Raw genomic sequence first — 23,097 nt, forward strand, 5'->3', positions numbered from 1 at the left:
CCGCCCCTGCGCGCAGGGGCGATCAGCTGGCAGCTGGCTCAGACCTTCTGGGTCGGCGGCCTCTGGCTGTTGCATTTCGTCATGCTGCCTGCACTGGAAAAGTTGGGCCTGGCGCCGCTACTGGTCGAGGAGATCAATGGCGTGCTGGCTCCGTTGCTGATCGGTTTCGCTGCTTTCTGCGCGCTGTTGCAGGGCTTGGTGCTGGTGCAGGCGGAAGGTGTTGCCAGTCTATGGCGCGACATGCGCGGTCAGTTGCTGGGGGTGGTGGTACTGATGGCGGGGGTGTTTTTCGCGGTGAGCCACCTGCTGCCAGGCGCCGAGCGCTGGCTGCTGTTCAACTATCTGGTGGTAGCTTTGTGCGGGTTGGTGCTGGTGTTGCAGCCGCTGCCTGGGCAGCGGGGGCGCTAGAGCCAGCCGCTATCAGGCCTGATAGCGGTGGATGTTGGACAGGTTTTTGTTCGGCTTTGGGTTCTTGCGATAGATCAGGGCCATTTTGCCAATCACCTGCACCAGTTCGCAGCGTCCGACGCTCACCAGTTCTTCGATCAGCGCGCGGCGATCATCGCGCTCGGTCAGGCGAAACTGTACCTTGATCAGCTCGTGATCATTGAGGGCGCGTTCTAGTTCAGCCAGCACGCCTTCGGTCAGACCGTTCTCGGCGACGATCAATACAGGCTTCAGGTGGTGGCCGATAGATTTGAAGTGTTTCTTCTGTTCGTTGGTAAGCGCCATAATTTGACCTTGCTGCAGTGATGGGCGGCGCGGAGCGACAATGCGGCCAAGGCCCCATGCTTATCGCCGCCAGCGCGGGCCGCAAAAACGACGTAGTTTACCTGAGCCGAATGGAGCGCGCTCCTGTCTATTCAGGTCAGGGTGCTGTTGTCGGTTTTAGCGTAGGCTGAATCAACGGTTTCGACAGCCCAGGTGTCAGACTGCGTTTGATTGCTGCTGCGGGCAATTGATACCAGGCGGCCCTTGTGATTTCTCATAAGGCCCCCACATTGTTGTTAAGGCCGTTGATCCATGTGTTCGCGCCCGGCTTACAGGGTGCCTAGACTGGAAGGCGTGAGCGCCAGCCGCCTAAGACTCATAAAGGGTTACAGACGGTGCCTGCCAGGTGCCGGGTTGTGTAGTAAGTTAGGCGGGTATTTCTCCAGCCGTTATGCGGAGCGCGTTTCAGGACGGGGCTCGCTTCAGAGGGTAGCTAATTGAACGACATGGCAAAGAACCTGATCCTGTGGCTGATCATCGCGGCCGTTTTGGTCACCGTGATGAACAACTTCTCCAGCCCGAGCGACTCCGGCAAGCTGAATTATTCGGAGTTCATCCAGCAGGTTCAGAGCGGCAAGGTCAAGCAGGTCACCGTGGATGGCTACATCATCAGCGGGCAGAATCAGGATGGCACCACGTTTGAAACCGTGCGTCCGGCCATCGAGGATCGCGGCCTGATCAAGGATCTTATCGACAATAACGTCGAGATCGTCGGCAAGCAGCCTGAGCGTCAGAGCATCTGGACCCAGTTGCTGGTCGCCAGCTTCCCGATCTTGGTCATCATCGCAGTATTCATGTTCTTCATGCGCCAGATGCAAGGTGGCGCGGGAGGCCGTGGCGGCCCCATGAGTTTCGGCAAGTCCAAGGCTCGCCTGTTGTCCGAAGACCAGGTTAAGACCACGCTGGCCGACGTCGCCGGTTGCGACGAGGCTAAGGAAGAGGTCGGGGAGTTGGTCGAGTTTCTCCGCGACCCTGGCAAGTTCCAGCGGCTCGGTGGCCGTATCCCGCGTGGTGTGTTGATGGTTGGCCCGCCTGGCACCGGTAAGACGCTGCTTGCCAAGGCTATTGCCGGTGAGGCCAAGGTGCCGTTCTTCACTATCTCCGGTTCCGACTTTGTCGAGATGTTCGTCGGTGTTGGCGCTTCCCGTGTGCGCGACATGTTCGAGCAGGCGAAGAAGCATGCGCCTTGCATCATCTTTATCGATGAAATCGACGCTGTCGGACGTCATCGTGGCGCCGGTCTGGGCGGTGGTCATGACGAGCGTGAACAGACGCTCAACCAGCTGCTGGTGGAGATGGATGGTTTCGAAATGAACGACGGCATCATCGTGATTGCCGCCACCAACCGTCCGGATGTACTGGATCCGGCGTTGCTGCGTCCCGGTCGTTTCGATCGTCAGGTTGTGGTGGGTCTGCCAGACATCCGTGGCCGTGAGCAGATTCTGAAAGTGCATATGCGCAAGGTGCCGGTCGGCGACAACGTCGAGCCTGCAGTGATCGCGCGCGGTACGCCTGGCTTCTCCGGTGCCGACCTGGCCAACCTGGTCAACGAGGCCTCTCTGTTCGCCGCTCGCGCCAGCAAGCGTCTGGTCGAGATGAAGGAGTTCGAGCTGGCCAAGGACAAGATCATGATGGGCGCTGAGCGCAAGTCCATGGTCATGTCGGAGAAGGAGAAGCTCAATACCGCTTATCACGAAGCAGGGCACGCTATCGTCGGGCGCCTGGTGCCTGAGCATGATCCGGTCTACAAGGTGTCGATCATTCCTCGTGGTCGCGCTCTTGGTGTGACCATGTTCCTGCCGGAAGAGGATCGCTACAGCCTGTCCAAGCGGGCGCTTATCAGTCAGATTTGCTCGCTGTTCGGTGGTCGTATCGCCGAGGAAATGACGCTCGGCTTCGATGGCGTCACCACTGGCGCTTCCAACGACATCATGCGTGCCACTCATCTGGCGCGGAATATGGTGACCAAGTGGGGGCTGTCGGAGAAGCTCGGGCCGCTGATGTACGCCGAAGAGGAGGGTGAAGTGTTCCTTGGGCGCAGCGCTGGCAGTCAGCACACTAATGTTTCCGGTGAGACCGCCAAGGCCATCGATGAGGAAGTGCGCAGCATCATTGATGGTTGCTATGGCACTGCCAAGCGACTGCTGGAGGAGAATCGCGACAAGCTGGATATGATGGCTGACGCGCTGATGAAGTATGAAACCATCGACTCCGAACAGATAGACGACATCATGGCGGGACGTGAGCCTCGTGAGCCGCGTGATTGGGAAAGTGGTTCGGGCAACCCGCCAGCGCCTAAGCAGGAGGCTGAGCGTCCACAGAACCCGATTGGTGGGCCTGCGGGCGAGCATTAAGGCTGGTCATGACTGTCATGCAATACCCGACCCGACTGTCCTGTGGCAGTCGGGTTCTTGATTTAACCCGTCCGCACGTGATGGGGATCCTCAATGTCACTCCTGATTCTTTCTCCGATGGCGGACGTTTCGCAGCGCGTGATGCGGCCTTGCGTCATGCTGCGGCGATGGTGGCTGCGGGAGCGACCCTGATCGATATTGGTGGCGAGTCCACGCGGCCTGGCGCCAGGCCGGTATCTGCAGTTGAGGAGCTCGAGCGAGTGGCGCCGGTGGTGGAGGCTGTTTTTGCTGAGCTGGACGTCGTTATCTCATTGGACACTTCGACGCCTGCAGTGATGCGTGAGGGGGCTCGCCTGGGTGCGGGCATGATCAATGATGTCCGCGCCTTGCGCCGTGATGGAGCGCTTGAGACCGCGTCCGATAGTGGTCTTGCTGTCTGCCTGATGCACATGCTTGGAGAGCCCGGCACGATGCAGCAGGATCCGTATTATCGTGATGTGGTGCTCGAGGTGCGTGAGTTTCTCCAGCAGCGCATGGTCGTCTGTGCTGAAGCGGGTATTCCTGCTGAGCGCATTGTGCTGGACCCTGGCTTTGGCTTTGCCAAAAACCTTGCGCACAATCTGAGCTTGTTCCGCCATCTCGAGGCGCTGCATGACTTGGGACGCCCGTTATTGGTCGGAGTCTCGCGCAAGAGCATGATCGGTCAGGCGTTGGGGCGTGAGGTGCATGAGCGCCTGTCGGGTGGCCTGGCGTTGGCAGCCCTGGCAGTTGCCAAGGGTGCAGGCATTGTGCGAGTGCATGATGTGGCGGAAACCGTTGATGCGGTGCGCATGATTGCCGCGGTGCAGTCTGCTGAATAAGAGTCTGGAGTGCTAATGAGCAGAAAGTATTTCGGCACGGATGGTATTCGTGGTCGCGTAGGTCAATTTCCGATCACCCCTGAGTTCATCCTCAAGTTGGGCTGGGCTGCTGGCATGGCGTTCCGTAAGCAGGGCAAGTGCCGGATTTTGATCGGTAAGGACACGCGCATTTCCGGCTATATGTTCGAGTCTGCGCTTGAGGCGGGTTTGCTGGCGGCCGGGGCGGATGTCATGTTGTTGGGGCCGATGCCGACTCCGGCTGTGGCTTACCTGACCAGGACCTTTCAGGCTGAGGCAGGTATCGTCATCAGTGCGTCGCATAATCCGCATCACGACAACGGTTTCAAGTTCTTTTCCGGCTACGGCACCAAGCTGCCGGATGAAATCGAACTGATGATCGAAGAGTTGCTCGATCAACCTATGACCGTGGTTGAGTCTGAGCAGTTGGGCAAGGTCACGCGCATCAATGATGCTGCGGGTCGTTACATCGAATTCTGTAAGGCCAGCGTCCCCAATCACACCAGTTTTGCTGGTCTAAAGGTAGTGCTGGATTGCGCACATGGTGCTACCTACAAGGTCGCCCCCAGTGTGTTTCGCGAGCTGGGCGCTCAGGTTTCCGTTCTTGCGGCTCAGCCCAATGGCCTGAACATCAATGACAGTTGCGGTTCAACCCATGTTGAGTCCCTGCAGTCTGAGGTGTTGGCACAGCAGGCGGATTTGGGCATCGCTTTCGATGGTGACGGTGATCGAGTACTGATGGTCGATCATACGGGAGCCGTGGTTGATGGTGATGAATTGCTCTACATCATTGCGCGAGACCTGAAGCAGCGTGGGAAATTGCAGGGTGGTGTGGTCGGCACGCAGATGAGTAATCTGGGGCTGGAGCTGGCGCTGTCAGAACTGCAGGTGCCCTTCGTGCGAGCTAAGGTGGGGGATCGCTATGTGATGGCCGAGTTGCAGGAGCGCGAGTGGCAGCTGGGTGGCGAAAGCTCCGGTCATTTGGTGTGCTTTCAGCACACCACCACAGGGGATGCGGTGATTGCCGCGTTGCAGGTTTTGATGGCGCTCAAGCGCAGCGGTGAAACTCTGGCGCAGGCGCGCCTTGCATTGCGCAAGTGTCCCCAGATGCTGATCAATGTGCGTTTGGCTGGCAATGTCGATCCGCTGGAAGCGGCCGAGGTTAAAGCGGCCTGTGCCAGTATTACTGAGCGCATGGCGGGTCGAGGGCGAGTGCTCCTGCGCAAGTCTGGAACCGAGCCTTTGGTGCGCGTGATGGTTGAGGGGGACGACGAGGTGCAGGTGCGCGGTTACGCCGAGGAGTTGGCCAAGGTGGTCAGTGATCTCTGTGCCTGATTTCGGCTTGCTAGTGCATAAGCTCTTGGGTAACATCTGCGCCCACTTTGAACGACGAGGTCTGGCATGCGTCGCCCTTTGGTAGCTGGTAACTGGAAAATGCACGGTACCCGCGCCAGCGTCGCAGAGCTGATCAAAGGCTTGCGTCAACTGGCATTGCCTGCCGGTGTCGAGGTGGCCGTTATGCCGCCCTGTCTGTACATAGGTCAGGTGATTACCGGGCTTGAGGGTAAGGCCATATCGGTCGGTGCGCAGAACTGTGCCGTTGAGCCCATGCAGGGTGCTCTGACTGGTGAGGTCGCTCCGAGTCAGCTAGCTGATGCTGGTTGTGAGTTTGTGTTGGTTGGGCACTCCGAGCGTCGTCTGATACTCGGTGAGCGTGACGAGCAGTTGAGTCGCAAATTTGCCGCTGCGCAATCTTGTGGTCTGGTGCCGGTTCTCTGTGTCGGCGAGACTCTGGAGCAGCGTGAGGCGGGGCGCACTTTAGATGTGGTGTCTGCCCAGTTGGGTAGTGTGATCGAAGAGCTGGGTGTTGGTGCATTTTCTCGTGCTGTCGTGGCTTATGAGCCGGTTTGGGCGATAGGCACTGGGCTGACTGCTACGCCGCAGCAAGCTCAAGAGATCCATGCTGCTATCCGTGCGCAGCTTGCAGCAGAAAATGCTGAAGTGGCGCGCGGTGTGAGGATTCTGTACGGCGGCAGTGTCAAGGCTGTCAATGCTGCCGAGTTATTCGGTATGCAGGATATTGATGGGGGGCTCATTGGTGGCGCCTCCTTGAATGCGGATGAGTTCGGTGCGATTTGTCGCGCCGCAGGAAGCTGAAAAGATGCTGGAAACAGTCGTAATCGTTGTACATCTGCTGGGTGCTCTCGGGATCGTTGGCTTCGTCCTGATTCAGCAGGGTAAGGGTGCTGATGCTGGTGCGTCTTTCGGGGCTGGCGCCTCTGCTACCGTTTTCGGTAGTCAGGGTTCTGCTACCTTTCTGAGCCGCGCTACGGCCGTTCTCGCAGCAATTTTTTTCATTACTAGCTTGGGTTTAGCTTTCTTTGCTAAACAAAAGTCTGATAATCTTACTCAGGCTGGTTTGCCAGATCCGGCGGCGTTGGAAGTGCAGCAGAAGCCTGTTGTCGAAGATGTTCCGGTTCTGGAAGTTCAGAAAGAGTCGGCTGGTTCCGCAGACGTTCCAAGCGCTCCTGAGCAGTAAAACCCTCTTTGCCGAGGTGGTGGAATTGGTAGACACGCTACCTTGAGGTGGTAGTGGCCATAGGCTGTAGGGGTTCGAGTCCCCTCCTCGGTACCATATTAAACAAGGCCCGCTGCAAGCGGGCCTTGTTGTTTGTTTTATTCTGGTTGACCGGTGCTGGCGGGCTCCGTATAATTCATGCCCAGCTTTGTAGTGGCGTTGATCGGTTTGGTATTTTGTTCAGCCCACAATTGGCAGTCAAAAAGCCCCTTTCAAGGGGCTTTTTGCTAGCTGGACAGTCTGCTGTCGACATTTGTGATGTCGAACGGCGCGATGGATGGGCGTTTCGCCCATTTTTTATTTCTACGACATCTGCGGAGGGCTTCGAGTGTCGAGCAAGCTGGAACAGTTGCAGGCCATGCTGGCCCCTGTGGTCGAGTCCCTCGGCTATCAGTGCTGGGGCGTGGAATACATTTCCCAGGGCCGGCACTCCGTGCTGCGCATCTATATCGATCACGCCAATGGAATTCTGGTTGACGACTGCGAAGCGGTCAGTCGACAGGTCAGTGCGGTCCTGGATGTCGAGGACCCGATCTCCAGTGAATACACCCTGGAAGTGTCATCGCCCGGCATGGACCGGCCGCTGTTCAGTCTTGAGCAGTTCGCGGCGCATGTTGGGGAACAAGTAAAGATCAAGCTGCGCTCGCCCTTTGAGGGTAGGCGCAATTTTCAGGGTCTCCTTCGTGGTGTGGAGGAGCAGGATGTGGTGGTGCTGGTGGATGACCACGAGTTCCTGTTGCCGATCGATCTGATCGACAAGGCCAATATCATTCCCCGTTTTGATTGAGACGCGGATCCCGCGGATCCAATGGATTGCGAAAGGCGAGGCGTACGATGAGTAAAGAAGTACTGCTGGTTGTAGAGTCGGTATCCAACGAAAAGGGTGTACCGGCGGGTGTGATTTTCGAGGCGCTTGAGCTGGCGCTGGCGACTGCGACCAAGAAGCGTTTTGACGACGAAGTTGAGCTGCGCGTGGCGATCAATCGCCAGAGCGGTAACTACGAAACCTTCCGCTGCTGGAAAGTCGTCGAAGAGGACGAGCTGGAAAACCCGGCTGCCGAGCTGACTGTTGAACAGGCCCAGGCGCAGAAACCTGGTGCAGTGGTTGGTGACATTGTGGAAGAGTCGGTTGAGTCGATCGAGTTCGGTCGTATCGCCGCTCAGACTGCCAAACAGGTCATCGTGCAGAAAGTGCGCGAGGCTGAGCGTGCACAGGTCGTTGACGCCTATCGCGAGCGTGTTGGCGAGATCATCTCCGGTACCGTGAAGAAGGTCACCCGCGACAGCGTTATTGTCGACCTGGGCAACAACGCCGAGGCTCTTTTGGCCCGCGAGGACATCATTCCGCGTGAGACCTTCCGAGTCGGTGCCCGCATGCGCGCACTGCTCAAGGAAATCCGCACCGAGAACCGTGGTCCGCAGTTGATCCTGTCGCGCACTGCGCCGCAGATGCTGATCGAGCTGTTCACCATCGAAGTGCCGGAGATCGCCGAAGGGTTGATCGAAGTGATGGCGGCCTCCCGTGATCCGGGTTCGCGCGCCAAGATCGCCGTGCGTTCGAAGGACAAGCGTATCGACCCGCAGGGCGCCTGTATCGGCATGCGCGGTTCGCGCGTTCAGGCAGTCTCTGGTGAGATTGGTGGCGAGCGCGTCGATATCGTGCTGTGGGACGAAAACGTTGCGCAGTTCGTGATCAATGCCATGGCTCCGGCCGAGGTGGCAGCCATCATCGTCGACGAAGACGCCCATGCCATGGATATCGCTGTTGCCGAGGACAACCTGGCCCAGGCCATTGGTCGCGGCGGTCAAAATGTGCGCCTGGCCAGCCAGCTGACCGGCTGGACTCTGAACGTGATGACCGAAGCGGATATCCAGGCTAAGCAGCAGGCCGAGACTGGCGACATCCTGCAGAACTTTGTCGACGAGCTGGAAGTTGACGAAGACCTGGCCCAGGTGCTGGTCGAGGAAGGCTTCACCAGCCTGGAAGAAATCGCCTATGTGCCGATGGAAGAAATGCTCAGCATCGATGGGTTTGACGAGGATATCGTCAATGAGCTGCGTGCTCGTGCCAAGGATCGTCTGCTGACCAAGGCCATTGCCAATGAAGAGAAACTTGCTGACGCCCAACCGGCTGAGGACCTGGTCTCTCTGGAGGGCATGGACAAGAACCTGGCGCAAGAACTGGCGGTTCGCGGCGTAATCACCCGCGAAGACCTGGCCGAGCAGTCGATTGACGACCTGCTCGACATCGACGGCATCGACGAAGAACGTGCCGGCAAGCTGATCATGGCCGCCCGAGCCCATTGGTTCGAATAAGCGGTTGCGGCCTGAGGAGAGAAGTGCATGACGCAAGTCACGGTGAAAGAACTGGCCCAAGTGGTCGACACACCGGTGGAGCGCCTGCTGCAGCAGATGCGTGAGGCAGGTTTGCCCCACACCAGCGCCGAGCAAGTGGTAACCGATAACGAGAAACAGGCCTTGCTGGCCCATCTCAAGAGCAGCCACGGCGAAAAGCTGGAAGAACCGCGCAAGATCACCTTGCAGCGCAAGACCACCACCACCCTGAAGGTTGCCGGTAGCAAGACCATCAGCGTGGAAGTGCGCAAGAAGAAAACCTACGTCAAGCGCAGCCCGGCCGAGATCGAGGCCGAGAAGCAGCGCGAGCTGGAAGAGCAGCGCGCTGCCCAGGAAGCCGAGCGTCTTAAGGCTGAGCAGGAAGCTGCTCGTCGTGCCGAGGAAGAGGCTCGCAAGCAGGCTTCGGTGAAAGCTGAAGAAGTTGTGGCGGCAGAAGCCCCTGCTGCTCCCGCAGCGCCTGTGCTGGAGCCTGTTGTTGCCCCGGCACCTGAGCGCAAGAAGGAAGAGCCGCGCCGTCCTGAGAAAGAGCGTAACGACGACAGCGATCGTCGTGGTGGCGAGCGCAAGGGCGCTCAGCACCGCCCGATGGTCAAGGAAAAGGCGCCTGCACCACGTGTTGCGCCACGTACCGTAGACGAAGAGACCGATGGTTTCCGTCGCGGTGGTCGTGGTGGCAAGAGCAAGTTGAAGAAGCGTAATCAGCACGGGTTCCAGAGCCCGACAGGACCGGTAGTGCGCGAAGTCTCGATTGGCGAAACCATTACCGTTGCCGACCTGGCTGCGCAGATGTCGGTGAAGGGCGCCGAAGTCGTCAAGTTCATGTTCAAGTTGGGCACTCCGGTGACCATCAACCAGGTACTGGACCAGGAAACTGCCCAGCTGGTTGCCGAAGAGCTGGGCCACAAGGTCAAGCTGGTCAGCGAGAACGCCCTGGAAGACCAGCTGGCCGAGTCCCTGCGTTATGAGGGTGAGGCTGTTGCACGTGCGCCGGTCGTGACCGTCATGGGCCACGTTGACCACGGTAAGACCTCGCTGCTCGACTATATCCGTCGTGCCAAGGTCGCTTCCGGTGAGGCGGGTGGTATCACCCAGCACATCGGTGCCTACCACGTGGAAACCGAGCGCGGCATGGTCACCTTCCTCGATACCCCGGGTCACGCTGCGTTTACCGCCATGCGTGCCCGTGGTGCCAAGGCGACCGACATCGTCATCCTGGTTGTAGCAGCGGATGACGGCGTGATGCCGCAGACTCAGGAAGCCGTGCAGCACGCGAAGGCTGCTGGTGTACCGATCGTGGTGGCCATCAACAAGATGGACAAGCCGGAAGCCAACCCGGACAACATCAAGAACGGCCTGGCCGCGCTGGATGTGATTCCGGAAGAGTGGGGCGGCGACGCGCCGTTCGTAGGCGTATCGGCCAAGGCTGGTACCGGTGTCGACGAACTGCTGGAGGCCGTGCTGCTGCAGGCTGAAGTGCTCGAACTGAAAGCCACCCCGTCGGCGCCTGGCCGTGGTGTCGTGGTCGAGTCCCGTCTGGATAAGGGTCGTGGCCCGGTGGCTACTGTTCTGGTTCAGGACGGTACCCTGCGCCAGGGCGATATGGTGCTGTGTGGCGTCAACTTCGGTCGCGTACGTGCCATGCTCGACGAGAACGGCAAGCCGATCAAAGAAGCTGGCCCGGCGATTCCGGTCGAGATTCTCGGCCTGGACGGTACTCCGGATGCCGGTGACGATCTGACCGTGGTGGCCGACGAGAAGAAGGCGCGTGAAGTCGCCCTGTTCCGTCAAGGCAAGTTCCGCGAAGTCAAACTGGCTCGCGCGCATGCCGGCAAGCTGGAAAACATCTTCGAAAGCATGGGCCAGGAAGAGAAGAAGACCCTCAACATCGTCCTCAAGGCCGACGTGCGTGGTTCTCTCGAGGCTCTGCAAGGCTCGCTCAGTGGTCTGGGCAACGACGAAGTGCAGGTGCGTGTGGTCGGTGGCGGCGTCGGTGGTATCACCGAGTCCGATGCCAACCTGGCGCTGGCCTCCAACGCGGTGCTGTTCGGCTTCAACGTTCGTGCCGATGCCGGTGCGCGCAAGATCGTCGAGGCCGAAGGCCTGGATATGCGTTACTACAACGTGATCTACGACATCATCGAAGACGTCAAGAAAGCCCTGACCGGTATGCTCGGAAGCGATGTTCGCGAGAACATTCTGGGTACCGCCGAAGTGCGTGACGTGTTCCGTTCGCCGAAGTTCGGTGCGGTGGCTGGTTGTATGGTCATCGAAGGTACCGTGCACCGTAACCGTCCGATCCGCGTACTGCGCGACGACGTGGTGATCTTCGAGGGCGAACTGGAATCCCTGCGTCGCTTCAAGGATGACGTATCCGAAGTGCGTAACGGCATGGAATGCGGTATCGCGGTGAAGAGCTACAACGACGTCAAGGTCGGCGACAAGATCGAAGTGTTCGAGAAGGTCGAGGTGGCTCGTACGCTGTAAGCGCGAGTCGCAACATGCAACGCCCGGCCCCGCATACGCGCGGCCGGGCGTTTGCCGCTTTTGAACCCGTAGCTATAGGCGGCGGGCGAGGTAAGAGAAATGGCAAAAGTTTATAGCCGTACCCAGCGCATCGGCGATCAGATCCAGCGTGAGCTGGCGCAGATGATCCCGCGCGAGGTCAAGGATCCACGTCTGGGCTTCGTCACCGTTACCGCTGTGGATGTCAGTCGCGATGTCGGTCACGCCAAGGTGTTCATCACCGTAATGGGCGAGAATGACGCCGAGAAAATCCAGCAGAACCTGCGCGTACTGAACGACGCTGCGGGCTACCTGCGCATGCTGCTGGGCAAGGCGATGAAGCTGCGCAGCGTGCCGCATCTGCATTTCCACTATGACGAAAGCATTTCCCGTGGCGCGCACCTGTCCTCGTTGATCGAGCGTGCCGTGGCCGAAGACAGCAAGCATCAGGACGATTGAGCGTGGCCCAGGTCAAACGTATTCGCCGCAACGTCAGCGGCATCATCCTGCTGGATAAGCCGCGCGGCTTCAGCTCCAACGCCGCGCTGCAGAAAGTGCGCTGGCTGCTCAATGCCGAGAAGGCCGGCCATACCGGCAGCCTGGATCCGCTGGCCACCGGCGTCTTGCCGCTGTGCTTCGGTGAGGCGACCAAGTTCTCCCAGTACCTGCTGGATGCCGACAAAGGCTACGAGACCCTGGCGCAACTGGGTGTCACCACCACCACCGGTGATGCCGAGGGTGAAGTGCTGGAGCGCCGCGAGGTGACCGTCGGTCGGGCGGATGTGGAAGCACTGCTACCGCGTTTTCGTGGTGAAATCAGTCAGATACCACCGATGTACTCGGCTCTGAAGAAGGATGGCCAGCCGCTGTACAAGTTGGCCCGTGCCGGTGAAGTAGTGGAGCGTGAGGCGCGTTCTGTTACTATTGCGCGCCTGGATTTACTGGCCCTGGACGATGCGCAGATGCGCCTGTCCGTGGCCTGCAGCAAAGGCACCTATATTCGCACCCTGGTGGAAGACCTTGGTCAGCTGTTGGGCTGCGGTGCTCACGTGGCAGAGTTGCGCCGCACCCAGGCCGGTCCGTTCAGCCTGGCGCAGACGGTGACCCTGGAAGAGCTGGAAAAGGCCCATGCCGAAGGTGGCAGCGAGGCGCTGGATCGCTTCCTGTTGCCAGCGGACAGTGGTCTGGAACATTGGCCACTGCTGCAGTTCAGCGAGCACAGCGCCTACTACTGGCTGCATGGTCAGCCGGTAAGGGCACCGGAAGCGCCGAAGTTCGGCATGGTACGGGTGCAGGATCACACCGGTCGCTTCATCGGTATCGGTGAAGTGAGCGAAGACGGGCGCATTGCGCCGAAACGTCTGATTTCGACCAAGGCCTAGCCTGGGTCAACAAGGATTCGGTCGAGTGACCGGAGCGAATCGTCGCCAAGCGATGGTGCGTGATGAGGGTGGCTGTCAGCAGGCACGGTCATTTCTCTTATTTAAAACACGGGATTCGTCCCGGCCTGTTTACTTAGGAGCCCATTACCATGGCACTGAGCGTTGAAGAAAAAGCCCAGATCGTAAACGAGTACAAGCAAGCTGAAGGCGATACCGGTTCTCCGGAAGTGCAGGTTGCCCTGCTGACCGCCAACATCAACAAGCTGCAAGGCCACTTCAAAGCCAACGGTAAAGACCACCACTCCCGTCGTGGCCTGATCCGTATGGTTAACCAGCGTCGTAAGCTGCTGGACTACCTGAAGGGCAAGGACACCTCGCGTTACAGCGCCCTGATCGGTCGCCTGGGTCTGCGTCGCTAAGACGTAAACCATAAGTGAGAAGCTGGAAGTTTGAAGCGACAGTGGGTGTGTACCGGCTGTGGCTTCGGGCTTCCAGCTTCTGGCTTTCTGCAACACCCAATTAGAGCCTGTTCCAAATGCGCTGCTGAGCGGCGAATTCTGAACAGACTTTCGGGGCACAGTCTGTGCCTCACCCGTTCCCCCCAAGGCAACAAAGAGAAGGAAGACACCGTGAACCCGGTAATCAAGAAGTTCCAGTTTGGTCAGTCGACCATCACCCTCGAGACTGGCCGCATTGCCCGTCAGGCCTCCGGCGCCGTGCTGGTCACCGTCGATAACGACGTCAGCGTGCTGGTCACCGTGGTCGGCGCCAAGAGCGCGGATCCAGGCAAGGACTTTTTCCCGCTGTCCGTGCACTACCAGGAGAAGACCTACGCTGCCGGCAAGATCCCGGGTGGCTTCTTCAAGCGCGAAGCGCGTCCGTCCGAGAAGGAAACCCTGACCTCGCGTCTGATCGACCGTCCGATTCGCCCGCTGTTCCCGGAAGGCTTCCTCAATGAAGTGCAGGTCATCTGCACCGTGGTTTCCACCAGCAAGAAGACCGACCCGGACATCGCCGCGATGATCGGTACCTCGGCTGCTCTGGCCGTTTCCGGCATCCCGTTCAACGGCCCGATCGGTGCCGCCCGCGTGGCCTTCCACCCGGAAACCGGCTACCTGCTGAACCCGACCTACGAGCAGCAGAAGGCCTCCAGCCTCGACATGGTCGTTGCCGGTACCGAAACCGCGGTACTGATGGTCGAATCCGAAGCCAAAGAGCTGACCGAAGACCAGATGCTGGGCGCCGTGCTGTTCGCCCACGACGAGTTCCAGGCCGTGATCAGTGCCATCAAGGAATTCGCTGCCGAAGCCGGCAAGCCGACCTGGGACTGGCAGCCGAAGGCCGCCAACACCGAGCTGCTGAATGCCATCCGCGCCGAGTTCGGCGAGGCCATTTCCCAGGCCTACACCATCATCATCAAGCAGGACCGCTATGCGCGTCTGGGCGAGCTGCGCGACCAGGTGATCGCCAAGTTCTCTGGTGAAGAAGGCCAGCCTTCTGCGGCTGAAGTCAAAGAAGCTTTCGGTGAGATCGAATACCGCACCGTGCGCGAGAACATCGTCAACGGCAAGCCGCGTATCGACGGCCGTGATACCCGCACCGTACGTGGCCTGAACATCGAAGTCGGCGTACTGGACAAGACCCACGGTTCGGCCCTGTTCACCCGTGGTGAAACTCAGGCGCTGGTGGTTGCCACCCTCGGTACTGCCCGTGACGCGCAGCTGCTCGACACCCTGGAAGGCGAGAAGAAAGACCCCTTCATGCTGCACTACAACTTCCCGCCGTACTCGGTCGGTGAGTGTGGTCGCATGGGCGCTACCGGCCGCCGCGAAATCGGTCACGGTCGCCTGGCCCGTCGTGGCGTTGCCGCCATGCTGCCGAGCGCCGACGAGTTCCCGTACACCATCCGCGTGGTTTCCGAGATCACCGAGTCGAACGGCTCCAGCTCCATGGCTTCCGTGTGCGGCGCTTCCCTGGCGCTGATGGACGCCGGTGTGCCGATGAAGGCCCCGGTTGCCGGTATCGCCATGGGTCTGGTCAAGGAAGGTGACAAGTTTGCCGTGCTGACCGACATCCTCGGTGACGAAGACCACCTGGGCGACATGGACTTCAAGGTGGCCGGTACCGCCAATGGCGTGACCGCGCTGCAGATGGACATCAAGATCCAGGGCATCACCGAAGAGATCATGGAGATCGCTCTGGGCCAGGCCCTGGAAGCGCGCCTGAACATCCTCGGCCAGATGAACCAGGTCATCGCTCAGTCGCGCAGCGAGCTGTCGGCCAACGCGCCGACCATGCTGGCGATGAAGATCGACCAGGACAAGATCCGCGACGTGATCGGCAAGGGCGGCGCCACCATCCGTGCCATCTGTGAAGAAACCAAAGCCTCGATCGACATCGAAGACGATGGTTCGATCAAGATCTTCGGCGAAACCAAGGAAGCGGCCGAGGCTGCCAAGCAGCGCGTGCTGGCCATCACCGCGGAAGCCGAGATCGGCAAGATCTACCTCGGCAAGGTCGAGCGCATCGTCGACTTCGGCGCCTTCGTCAATATCCTGCCGGGCAAGGACGGTCTGGTGCACATTTCCATGCTGAGCGATCAGCGCGTGGAGAAAGTCACCGACGTGCTGAAGGAAGGTCAGGAAGTGGAAGTGCTGGTACTGGACGTGGACAACCGCGGCCGTATCAAGCTGTCCATCAAGGACGTTGCCGCAGCCAAGGCCTCCGGCGTCTAAGCCAGACCTCGCTGCACAAGAGAGGGCCCCTTGCGGGCCCTCTTTTTTTGCCCGGACAATAGCGTCCCCTGCAGGGCCCAAGGATGCCTGTTACATGGAAGTCACCTACTGCCGCTACCACCCCGCGCAACCGGCGACCTGGCATTGCCCGGGCTGCCCGCGTGATTACGGCGACTGCTGCGTGCCGCTCAATGCCGAGGCGCCGGACGAGGTGCCGTTATGCCCGCTGTGTCGCGACAAGCTGCGCTTTCTCGGCGCTGCCAATACCGCGCAACCGTTCTGGCAGCGCATTCCGCAGTTCTTTCAATACGGCCTGCAACCCGGTGCCCTGGCGTTTGCTGCAGCGCTATGCCTGGCCAGTTTGTTCATGCCGGCGTGGAAGCTGCTGTGGCTGGCGTTATTCTGCGTGGCCAGCAAATACCTGCAGGCAGTGATCGAAGATTCCAGCCTCGGCATACGGGAAGCGCCCTCGTTGCGGTCGGCTTTTTCTATTGAGGGCTTCAGCCTGTTCTGGCGCGTGCTGGTGCTTTTCCTGATCAGCTTTGCCGCAGTCTGGCTGGCCGCTGACTTTCACAGCGAGGCACTGTTCTGGGCGGTGACGCTCGGCGTGCAGTTGGTGATTCCGGCCAGCCTTATCCGCCTGGCGTTGGACAAGACGCTGGGGGCGGCACTCAGCCCCGATCAGGTCGGTGCGGTGATCAAGGCCATGGGCTGGCGCTACCTGATCCTCTGGGCCTTCCTGTTCATCCTCTGGCAATCGCCAGGCTGGGTGACCTACATGCTTGCCGGTGGCCTGCCCAAAGTGGTGCTGATGCCTGTCGCGGCGCTGTTGTTCGGCTATTTCAGCGTGGTGATGTGCGCCATGATGGGTTATGCGGTGTTCCAGTATCAGGGCGCCCTGGGTTATGTCGCCGTAGAAGACGAAGCGCAAGGCTATCCGGCCGAGGAGTATCGTCGACGCAAGGCGCTGGCCGAGGCCGAGATTCGTCTCAAGGAGGGGCAGGGCACCCAGGCGCTGGAATTGCTCGCCATGGCTCTGGAGGCGGCACCTAACGACCTGTTCCTCAATGAGCGTTTCCACCAGCTGCTGTTTGGTCTGGATGCCCGCGAGCGTTGCCTGCGGCATCTGGCGCACTACCTGCCTCTGGCCGCGAGGCTCAATCCGGCGCAGGCCGCTACGGCGCTACTCAACGCCAGGCAGCTGCGTGCCGATTACCTGCCAGACGATGCCCTGGTTTGTGAGCGCATTGCCCAGGCGCTGCTGGCGCGCCACAAGACCCGCGAAGCGCTGAGTCTGCTGCGCAATCTGCACCTGCGTTTTCCCGATTACCCACATATTCCCAGGGCCTACCTGCTGGCGGCGCGTGGTCTTGCCGAGGGGTTGGGACAAATCGAGCCGGCTCAACGCCTGCTGAGCTTTATTCGCGGCAAGTATCCACAGTCTCCTCTGTTGGCAGAGGTCGAGCAGTTGCAGGACACCCTGAGGCGTCTGGTCGAGCGCGGCTGAGTACGCATTGCAATCTGCACGGCCGTTTCGATGGCTAATACGCAATATGCACGGGTCTGCTGTTTCTGTGATTTTCCAACTAGTTGATATAAAAGGAATTTTATTTTTTACGGGGCTGGCACAGGGCTTGCGATGTAACTCCTGCAGACGCAGCCAAGGGATGTATTGGCTGCCGAAACTTCAAAGCAACCAGGAGAATATCGCTATGAAAAAGCCACTCACTCAATGGACCCTTGCTGCCCTGACCGCCACTGCCCTGAGCCTGCCGCTGAGCAGCGCTTTCGCTGCCGAACCCCTGCAAGTGGCTGCCAATGACACCATGGATGAAGCGCAGGAAGTGGTTTCCGATACCTGGATCACCAGCAAGGTGAAGGCGGACTTCCTGGCCGACGACAGCATCAGTGGTCTGGATATCAAGGTCGAGACCAACAAGGGTGTGGTTGCTCTGTCCGGCGTGGTACCGAGCAGTGCTGAGCGTGATCTGGCGGTCGAGAAGGCCAAGATGGTCAAGGGTGTGAAGGCCGTATCGGCCGATGGCCTGAAAGCTACCGACTAATGCTCGCTACCGGCTTTGCCGACAGCCTCGATTCGAGGATAGAACCATGAATTCCGATGTGATCAAAGGTAAGTGGAAACAGCTCTCCGGCCGCATCAAAGAGCGCTGGGGCAACCTCACCGACGACGACCTGGATGTGGTCGAGGGCCATAGCGAATATCTGGAAGGGAAGCTGCAGGAGCGCTATGGCTGGACCAAGGAAAAGGCCCAGGAAGAGATCCGCAGCTTCAGTCGCGACCTGTAACCGGCTGCGATAGAAAAAGCCCCGCCTGGCGGGGCTTTTTCTGGGCGCTCAACGGCTCAGATGCTGCTGGTAGAGGCTCAGTTGGGTGGTCTGTTCTGCCTCGGGGAAGACGCGTCGCAGGTATTGCGCCAGCTCGGTGACGGCACGTAAATCCTGCTTCGGCCCCAGTTGCTTGGCCAGTTGCAGAGTCAGGGGCGGCAGTTGCTGGATGGGCTGACTTGCCTGGGCGAGCCTGCGCCAGGCTGCCAGCGCATGCGCTCCTTCACCGGCCTTGAGCAGCTTCTGCAGCAGATGCAGTTGTACCGAGGGGTGAGCCAGCCAGGGTTGTTCGGAGGCGGCGCTGTCTATGGCAAGGCGTATCAGCAGTGGCCGCGTTTCTTCCGTTACGGGCAGGGCGAACAGTTGCTTGAGTATCTGCGTCAGCAGGGCCTTGTCCTGGCGCCCGCTGGCAACACTGTAGAGTCGCACCAACAGCGCAGGTCGGCCCGGATAGCGCGTGAGTAGATCAGGCCCGCGAGCGGCGGCCTGGGCCAGGGCAAATTGGCTGATGAGCTGATCCAGTGCGGCCAGCTCACGCTTGAAGGGGGCGTCCGGGTCTTCTTTATGCAGATAGCCCTCATCCATCTGCAGCCGGCCAGTTAGTCTGGCCAGCCAGATTGCCAGGAATCCTGTGCCCAGGCCGCCCAGGTGGGCGTAGTAGTTGACGTGATCGTCCGCGGCGAGCAGGCCGAGCAGTTCCTTGCCCAGCCATACCGGTAGCACCCACAGCGCGGGCGCCTTGAAATAGCCGATCAATGGGCCAAGCCAGTAGAAGAAGTTGATTCGGCGCAGGCCGTATACACCGATGTACATGCCCATCAGTCCTGAGATGGCGCCGGAGGCGCCGACGCCGCTGATCCACACCGGGTCGAGTGCCCACCACAGCAGGTGCGAGGCCAGGCCGCTGAGCAGATAGAGGCCGAGATAGACCGCCTTGCCCAGGGCAATCTCCAGGGCGAAGCCGAAGATGAACAGGAACAGCATGTTGCCCAGCAGGTGGTCGAAGCTGCCGTGCAGGAACATCGCACCGAACAGGCCCTCCAGGCTGAAGCGGGCCGGCATGAAGCCGAAACGGATGTTGCTGAGGCGGTTGCGGGCGTCTTCGGCGGACTCGCGCGCAGCTTGCCAGGTGCTGTCCGCCTGGTAATCGGCGCGCTGATGCAGTTGCTGCTCGAACTCTAGGTCATGCAGCACCCAGGCCGCCAGGTCCTGACGGCGCATGCCGTCGACATAGGCGCGCTCCTCGGCATCGAAGTCCCTACGCTGGCTAATGCTCTCGATGAACAGCGCACGTTCACGGTTGAGCAGGCCGCCATCGAGGTAGCTGTTGACTGCTGCCTCCAGACGCTCTTCATCGCCGCCCTGGTAGCCGAAGTAGATCAGCACATTGAGCAGGATCAGCAGCAGGGTGACGACGGGAGGACGCTTCCAGTCCAGCGGGTGTTCTGCGGGAATGATCAGCATGAGGCTTCGTCCTTGTTGAGCCTACGAATAGCAATGTGTGATGCGGCTAGCGACTGCCGCGTTTGCTCTCGATCTTGACCAGGCGATTACCCTCCAGGCGCAGGAAGTGGTACATGCCGTTCTTGGGGCCGTAAACCCACTCCTCGATGGCGACTTCGCTGACATAGCCGTAGTAGTCGCGCACTTCGCGGTAGCCGAGGAAGTCGCGGCTCATCGGCGCGCCGCACTTGGCTTCGATTTCGCTGGCCAGGTCTTCGATACTGATCAGCTGGCTGCCGCAACGCAGGGTCGAGCTGGCTTCGGCCATGCTGGTCAGCAGTAGGCACAGGGTCGTTATGGCAGGTTTGAGCATCGTGATGGGGCTGCGCAAAGTATTTGCGGCAGCCTACACCGTGCCGTGGCGAGCTGTCAGTTGGCGCGTTTGGTTTCGATGCGCACCAGGCGGTTGCCCTGGAAGGTGAGGATGCTGAGCATGCCGTTGTTGGGGCCGTATACCCATTCCTCGATCACCAGATCGCGGTCGCTTTGATAGCCGCCGGTATAACCGACCAGATCACGGTGGGCAGGCTGGCCACATTTGCTTTCGACCTCGAAGGCGCGGTCGCCTTCGTTGATCAGCTTACTGCCGCAGCGCATGGTGCCGGCTTCGGCCATGGCGCTGGCGAGGACCAGCGCGGCTAACAGCAGGGGGCTTTTCATCACAAACTCCCAAGGTGCAGTGCGGTGTCGATTGGGGCGCCAGCGGTACCTTCGGTGAGGCTGACATCCAGCAGGTAGATGCGCTGGTCTTCCAGGCTGCCACGCTCTACCAGATAGTCCTTGATGCTGGCAGCGCGGGCCTGCCCCAGCTGGCGTAGTAGCAGTTCGCTCTTGGCCCAGGATTGCAGCACGGCGTCGCGCATCTTCGCCGTGCGCTCCTCATCCGGCAACTCTTTCCATTCGGCTGGCGGTTGCTGCTTGAGGCGGGCGCGATAGATGCCTTCCAGCAGGATCGCCTTGTCGTCCTCATCCACCACCAGCAATTCGGGAGCGGCGGGAACCTCGTCGCCACTGCGCTGGAGGATCTTGTACTGGGTATTCTGATACTCCCGCTCCAGGCGTTGCTCGGCCACCAGCGGGCCGTCGCTGGCGCTGGCGCTCATGCCTTCGACCTCCAGGCGCAGTACCGGACGCTCCTTGAGCGCGGAAGCCAGGGTGTCCAGGGTCTTCTGTGCTGCCCCATCCAGCTCGCTGCTGCCGGCGGCGAACTGTACCTGGCTGAGGTCGGTGTCGCTGCCGCCGACCAGGCCGGCGATGAATTTGAAGGGCGCCTGGGCAGCGCGCAGCACCAGGTTGCGCAGGGTTTGCCAGACGATGGGCATGACACTGAACTCGGGGTTGTTCAGGTCACCCTTCACCGGGAGCTGGATGTCGATGTTGCCCTGGGTGTCCTTGAGCAGGGCCACGGCCAGGCGGATCGGCAGGTCCACGGCGTCCTGGCTGTCGACCTTCTCGCCCAGCTGCAGGTCCTCCAGCAGCAGCTTGTTATCGGCGTTCAGCTGGCCCTTTTCGATCTGGTAGTGCAGGTCGAGGTTGAGGCGGCCCTTGCGGATGCGGTAGCCGGCGAACTTGCCGGAGTAGGGGGTGAGGGTGGTCAGCTCGACGTTCTTGAAGCTGGTGGCGATATCCAGACTGTTCATCGGGTCGAACGGGGTCAGCTTGCCCTTGATGCTGACCGGTGCGTACTTGTCGACCTTGCCCTTGATGTCGACGCTGGCGGCCTGCGGGCTCTGGTTGTCCAGGGTGCCGATCTGGCCGTTGAGCTGCTGGATGGCGGTGGCAAAGTTGGGTGTCAGGCTGAAGTCGGCGAAGTTGGCCGAGCCGTCCTTGATGTTCACGCCGCCGATACGAATGGGCAGCGGTTTGCCGGCCGGCTCCGCCTTGGCGCCGGCCTGAGCCGGTTGGGGAATCATCAGGTCATTGATGTTGGTGGTCAGGTCTTCGTTGATGATGAAGCGGGCATAGGGTTGTTGCAGGTTGACCTGCTGGATGGCCAAGCCTTCACCGTGGCGATAGTCCAGCCCCTCGACCTGCAGTTGCTGCCACTTGAGGAAGTCGCGGTTCTTGAGGGTGTCCAGGGTGTGCAGCTGATTGACCTCGGCGCGCCCGTCGATGCTGAAGGCCAGCGGCTCGACGCTCTTCAGATTGACCGCCAGGTTGCTGCCAAGCTGGCCGCTGCGCAGCTCCAGGCGGACGAAGGGGCTGATGTAGGCCTGGGCCAGGCGCAGGTCGATATTCTGGGTGACCAATTGCAGCTTGGCCGTGGTCGGTTGCAGCTGTACCTGACCTTCGGCCTTGATCTGGCCACGTTTGTTCACCCCGGTGTCGAGCTTGAGGCCGAAGGGCGAGGTGCCCAGGCTGTCGAAATTGCTGATGTCCAGATTGAGCGGTGCCAGATCGAGTTTGACCTCCTGCTCTCCCGCCGCGCGGTCGGCCAGATGCACCTGGTAGTCGCGCAGCTGTACGTCGCGCAACAGTACCTGCCAGGGTTTGCTCGGTTCCTCTGGCGCCTGCGCGGCTGGCGTGGCGACCGCCTGCTGTTGCGCGTCTTCTGCAGAGGGGGCGGCGTTCTGCGGGGCGGCGGGGGCTGTAGTCTGCTCCGCAACTGGCGCCACTGCTTCAGGCGCGGCCGCTTCGTCCGGTGCCGCCGCAGGGGCTGCTGCTGGCGCCGGCTTGCTGTGGCTGGCGAACAGCTTCTGCCAGTCCAGCTGGCCGTCCTTCTCCCGCGCCGCCCAGGTTTCCAGTTTGTGGCTACGGATCTGGCCGACGATGACCTGCTGTTTGGCCAGATCCAGGCTGGTCTCGCCGATTTCCAGACGCTCCATGCGTACCAGCGGTTTGTCTGCAGGGCTCTTGATGGCGAACTTGGCGAGTGTGGCGCTGACATTGCTCAGTTGCAGCTCGGTGCCCTTGGCCAGGTTCAGCGAATAATCGGCGCTGAGGTCGAGTACGCCGTCTTCCAGTACCAGCGGTGCGGCATCGCGTACATAGGGCCACACGCCCTTGAGCCTGCCATCGGTCAGTTTGAGCTGGCCTTGCGAGCTGATCGGGCTGAGGCTGACCTGACCGTGCCAGTCGATGCGGCCGCCATAGGGGCCGGTGGCAACCAGCTGCATCTCGGCACTGTCTTCAGGCAGGGTACTGAGGTTGTTCAGCTCCAGATTCAGCGAGTCGTAGACGAACTCGACCGGCTCGCTGGGGCGCAGGTCGGCGAAGTGCAGGCTGTTCTCGATCAGTTCGATGCGCTCGATGCGCAGTGGGAAGGGTTCGCTCGGAGTCTCCTCGGCGGGCTTCTCCTCACTTGGCGGCAGTTTGAACAGACCGGTCAGGTTGAGCTGGCCATCCTTGGCGAAGCGTACTTCGGTATGCGCCTTTTCCAGCTCCACGTCGGCCAGGTGCAGAGCTTTGCGCCACAGACTGTCGAGTTGCAGATTGGCGTACAGGCGCTGGAAGGCGATCTGCGGTTTGTCTGCCTCGCCGATATGCAGGCCCCAGAGCTGCAGTTCCAGGCTGAAGGGGTTGAGCTCGATACGATCAAGGCGGGCCGGCACGGTAGCCAGCTGGCCGAGTTGCTGGTTGGCCACGCGTTGGCCGATGCCAGGCAGGATCAGGAAACCGAGCAGGGCATAGAGGCCGATTACGACCGCGACGGCGTAGGCGATGCGTTGCAATCCTTTGAGCATGGGGCAGCGT

21 protein-coding genes and 1 tRNA gene are annotated in these 23,097 nt (G+C 60.4%); 17 read left to right on the plus strand and 5 right to left on the minus strand.

Translation table 11 applies throughout. The features are described 5' to 3' along the window. Nucleotides 1-6: 6 nt before the first annotated feature. Nucleotides 7-408 (plus strand): DUF4149 domain-containing protein, encoded by a 402-nt coding sequence (locus tag P7A97_RS06275; RefSeq protein ID WP_277689240.1) that lies wholly within the window; start codon nucleotides 7-9, stop codon nucleotides 406-408. A gap of 12 nt (nucleotides 409-420) precedes the next feature. Here P7A97_RS06275 and yhbY read toward each other — a convergent pair whose 3' ends face one another. Further along, nucleotides 421-732: a ribosome assembly RNA-binding protein YhbY gene (gene yhbY / locus P7A97_RS06280; protein ID WP_277689063.1), complete on the minus strand. Its 312-nt coding sequence runs from the start codon at nucleotides 730-732 to the stop codon at nucleotides 421-423. 485 nt (nucleotides 733-1,217) lie between these two features. Between yhbY and ftsH the strand changes: the two genes are divergently transcribed. From ftsH to P7A97_RS06360, 16 genes are all read left to right on the plus strand, one after another. Next, on the plus strand, nucleotides 1,218-3,125 hold the full coding sequence (gene ftsH / locus P7A97_RS06285; RefSeq protein ID WP_277689241.1) for an ATP-dependent zinc metalloprotease FtsH: 1,908 nt from the start codon (nucleotides 1,218-1,220) through the stop codon (nucleotides 3,123-3,125). 8 nt (nucleotides 3,126-3,133) lie between these two features. Continuing rightward, nucleotides 3,134-3,985 carry a dihydropteroate synthase gene (gene folP, locus P7A97_RS06290; protein ID WP_277689064.1) on the plus strand — a complete coding sequence of 284 codons (852 nt, stop codon included), beginning with the start codon at nucleotides 3,134-3,136 and terminating at the stop codon, nucleotides 3,983-3,985. Nucleotides 3,986-4,000: 15 nt separating this feature from the next. Then, nucleotides 4,001-5,338, plus strand: coding sequence for a phosphoglucosamine mutase (glmM, locus tag P7A97_RS06295; RefSeq protein ID WP_277689065.1), 1,338 nt, complete (start codon nucleotides 4,001-4,003; stop codon nucleotides 5,336-5,338). 66 nt (nucleotides 5,339-5,404) lie between these two features. After that, complete coding sequence (tpiA, locus tag P7A97_RS06300; protein WP_277689066.1) at nucleotides 5,405-6,160, plus strand: triose-phosphate isomerase; 756 nt, start codon at nucleotides 5,405-5,407, stop codon at nucleotides 6,158-6,160. A gap of 4 nt (nucleotides 6,161-6,164) precedes the next feature. Then, complete coding sequence (secG, locus tag P7A97_RS06305) at nucleotides 6,165-6,542, plus strand: preprotein translocase subunit SecG (RefSeq protein WP_277689067.1); 378 nt, start codon at nucleotides 6,165-6,167, stop codon at nucleotides 6,540-6,542. Between the two features lie 10 nt (nucleotides 6,543-6,552). Further along, nucleotides 6,553-6,638, plus strand: a tRNA-Leu gene (locus P7A97_RS06310). Between the two features lie 271 nt (nucleotides 6,639-6,909). Next, nucleotides 6,910-7,368: a ribosome maturation factor RimP gene (gene rimP, locus P7A97_RS06315; RefSeq protein ID WP_277689068.1), complete on the plus strand. Its 459-nt coding sequence runs from the start codon at nucleotides 6,910-6,912 to the stop codon at nucleotides 7,366-7,368. Between the two features lie 47 nt (nucleotides 7,369-7,415). Next, nucleotides 7,416-8,897 carry a transcription termination factor NusA gene (gene nusA, locus P7A97_RS06320; RefSeq protein WP_277689069.1) on the plus strand — a complete coding sequence of 494 codons (1,482 nt, stop codon included), beginning with the start codon at nucleotides 7,416-7,418 and terminating at the stop codon, nucleotides 8,895-8,897. Nucleotides 8,898-8,924: 27 nt separating this feature from the next. Further along, a complete protein-coding gene (infB, locus tag P7A97_RS06325) occupies nucleotides 8,925-11,420 on the plus strand; it encodes a translation initiation factor IF-2 (RefSeq protein ID WP_277689070.1) in 2,496 nt (831 codons plus the stop codon). Between the two features lie 99 nt (nucleotides 11,421-11,519). Next, nucleotides 11,520-11,897 carry a 30S ribosome-binding factor RbfA gene (gene rbfA / locus P7A97_RS06330; protein ID WP_277689071.1) on the plus strand — a complete coding sequence of 126 codons (378 nt, stop codon included), beginning with the start codon at nucleotides 11,520-11,522 and terminating at the stop codon, nucleotides 11,895-11,897. A gap of 2 nt (nucleotides 11,898-11,899) precedes the next feature. After that, the gene (truB, locus tag P7A97_RS06335; RefSeq protein WP_277689072.1) at nucleotides 11,900-12,820 is read left to right on the plus strand and encodes a tRNA pseudouridine(55) synthase TruB; all 921 of its coding nucleotides are present in this window, start codon (nucleotides 11,900-11,902) and stop codon (nucleotides 12,818-12,820) included. Nucleotides 12,821-12,969: 149 nt separating this feature from the next. Further along, a complete protein-coding gene (gene rpsO, locus P7A97_RS06340; protein ID WP_277689073.1) occupies nucleotides 12,970-13,239 on the plus strand; it encodes a 30S ribosomal protein S15 in 270 nt (89 codons plus the stop codon). A 210-nt stretch (nucleotides 13,240-13,449) separates the two neighbouring features. Next, entirely contained in the window at nucleotides 13,450-15,555 is a 2,106-nt protein-coding gene (gene pnp, locus P7A97_RS06345; protein WP_277689074.1) for a polyribonucleotide nucleotidyltransferase, read from the plus strand. A gap of 94 nt (nucleotides 15,556-15,649) precedes the next feature. After that, the gene (locus tag P7A97_RS06350; RefSeq protein ID WP_277689075.1) at nucleotides 15,650-17,062 is read left to right on the plus strand and encodes a hypothetical protein; all 1,413 of its coding nucleotides are present in this window, start codon (nucleotides 15,650-15,652) and stop codon (nucleotides 17,060-17,062) included. Nucleotides 17,063-17,267: 205 nt separating this feature from the next. Then, nucleotides 17,268-17,618 (plus strand): BON domain-containing protein, encoded by a 351-nt coding sequence (locus P7A97_RS06355; RefSeq protein ID WP_277689076.1) that lies wholly within the window; start codon nucleotides 17,268-17,270, stop codon nucleotides 17,616-17,618. Nucleotides 17,619-17,664: 46 nt separating this feature from the next. Beyond that, nucleotides 17,665-17,862 carry a CsbD family protein gene (locus P7A97_RS06360; protein WP_277689077.1) on the plus strand — a complete coding sequence of 66 codons (198 nt, stop codon included), beginning with the start codon at nucleotides 17,665-17,667 and terminating at the stop codon, nucleotides 17,860-17,862. Nucleotides 17,863-17,910: 48 nt separating this feature from the next. Here the strand turns inward: P7A97_RS06360 and P7A97_RS06365 are convergent, their stop codons facing one another. Genes P7A97_RS06365 through P7A97_RS06380 form a run of 4 tightly spaced genes read right to left on the minus strand, consistent with a single transcriptional unit; the run spans nucleotide 17,911 to nucleotide 23,087 of the window. Then, nucleotides 17,911-19,365 carry a rhomboid family intramembrane serine protease gene (locus P7A97_RS06365; RefSeq protein ID WP_277689078.1) on the minus strand — a complete coding sequence of 485 codons (1,455 nt, stop codon included), beginning with the start codon at nucleotides 19,363-19,365 and terminating at the stop codon, nucleotides 17,911-17,913. A gap of 46 nt (nucleotides 19,366-19,411) precedes the next feature. Continuing rightward, the gene (locus P7A97_RS06370) at nucleotides 19,412-19,717 is read right to left on the minus strand and encodes a DUF2845 domain-containing protein (RefSeq protein ID WP_277689079.1); all 306 of its coding nucleotides are present in this window, start codon (nucleotides 19,715-19,717) and stop codon (nucleotides 19,412-19,414) included. 56 nt (nucleotides 19,718-19,773) lie between these two features. After that, nucleotides 19,774-20,064: a DUF2845 domain-containing protein gene (locus P7A97_RS06375; RefSeq protein ID WP_277689080.1), complete on the minus strand. Its 291-nt coding sequence runs from the start codon at nucleotides 20,062-20,064 to the stop codon at nucleotides 19,774-19,776. Then, the gene (locus tag P7A97_RS06380; RefSeq protein WP_277689081.1) at nucleotides 20,064-23,087 is read right to left on the minus strand and encodes a DUF748 domain-containing protein; all 3,024 of its coding nucleotides are present in this window, start codon (nucleotides 23,085-23,087) and stop codon (nucleotides 20,064-20,066) included. Before P7A97_RS06380 ends, P7A97_RS06375 begins: the two co-directional genes overlap by 1 nt. Nucleotides 23,088-23,097: the final 10 nt, after the last annotated feature.

The organism is Pseudomonas sp. GOM6 (assembly GCF_029537485.1).
Classification (GTDB): domain Bacteria; phylum Pseudomonadota; class Gammaproteobacteria; order Pseudomonadales; family Pseudomonadaceae; genus Aquipseudomonas.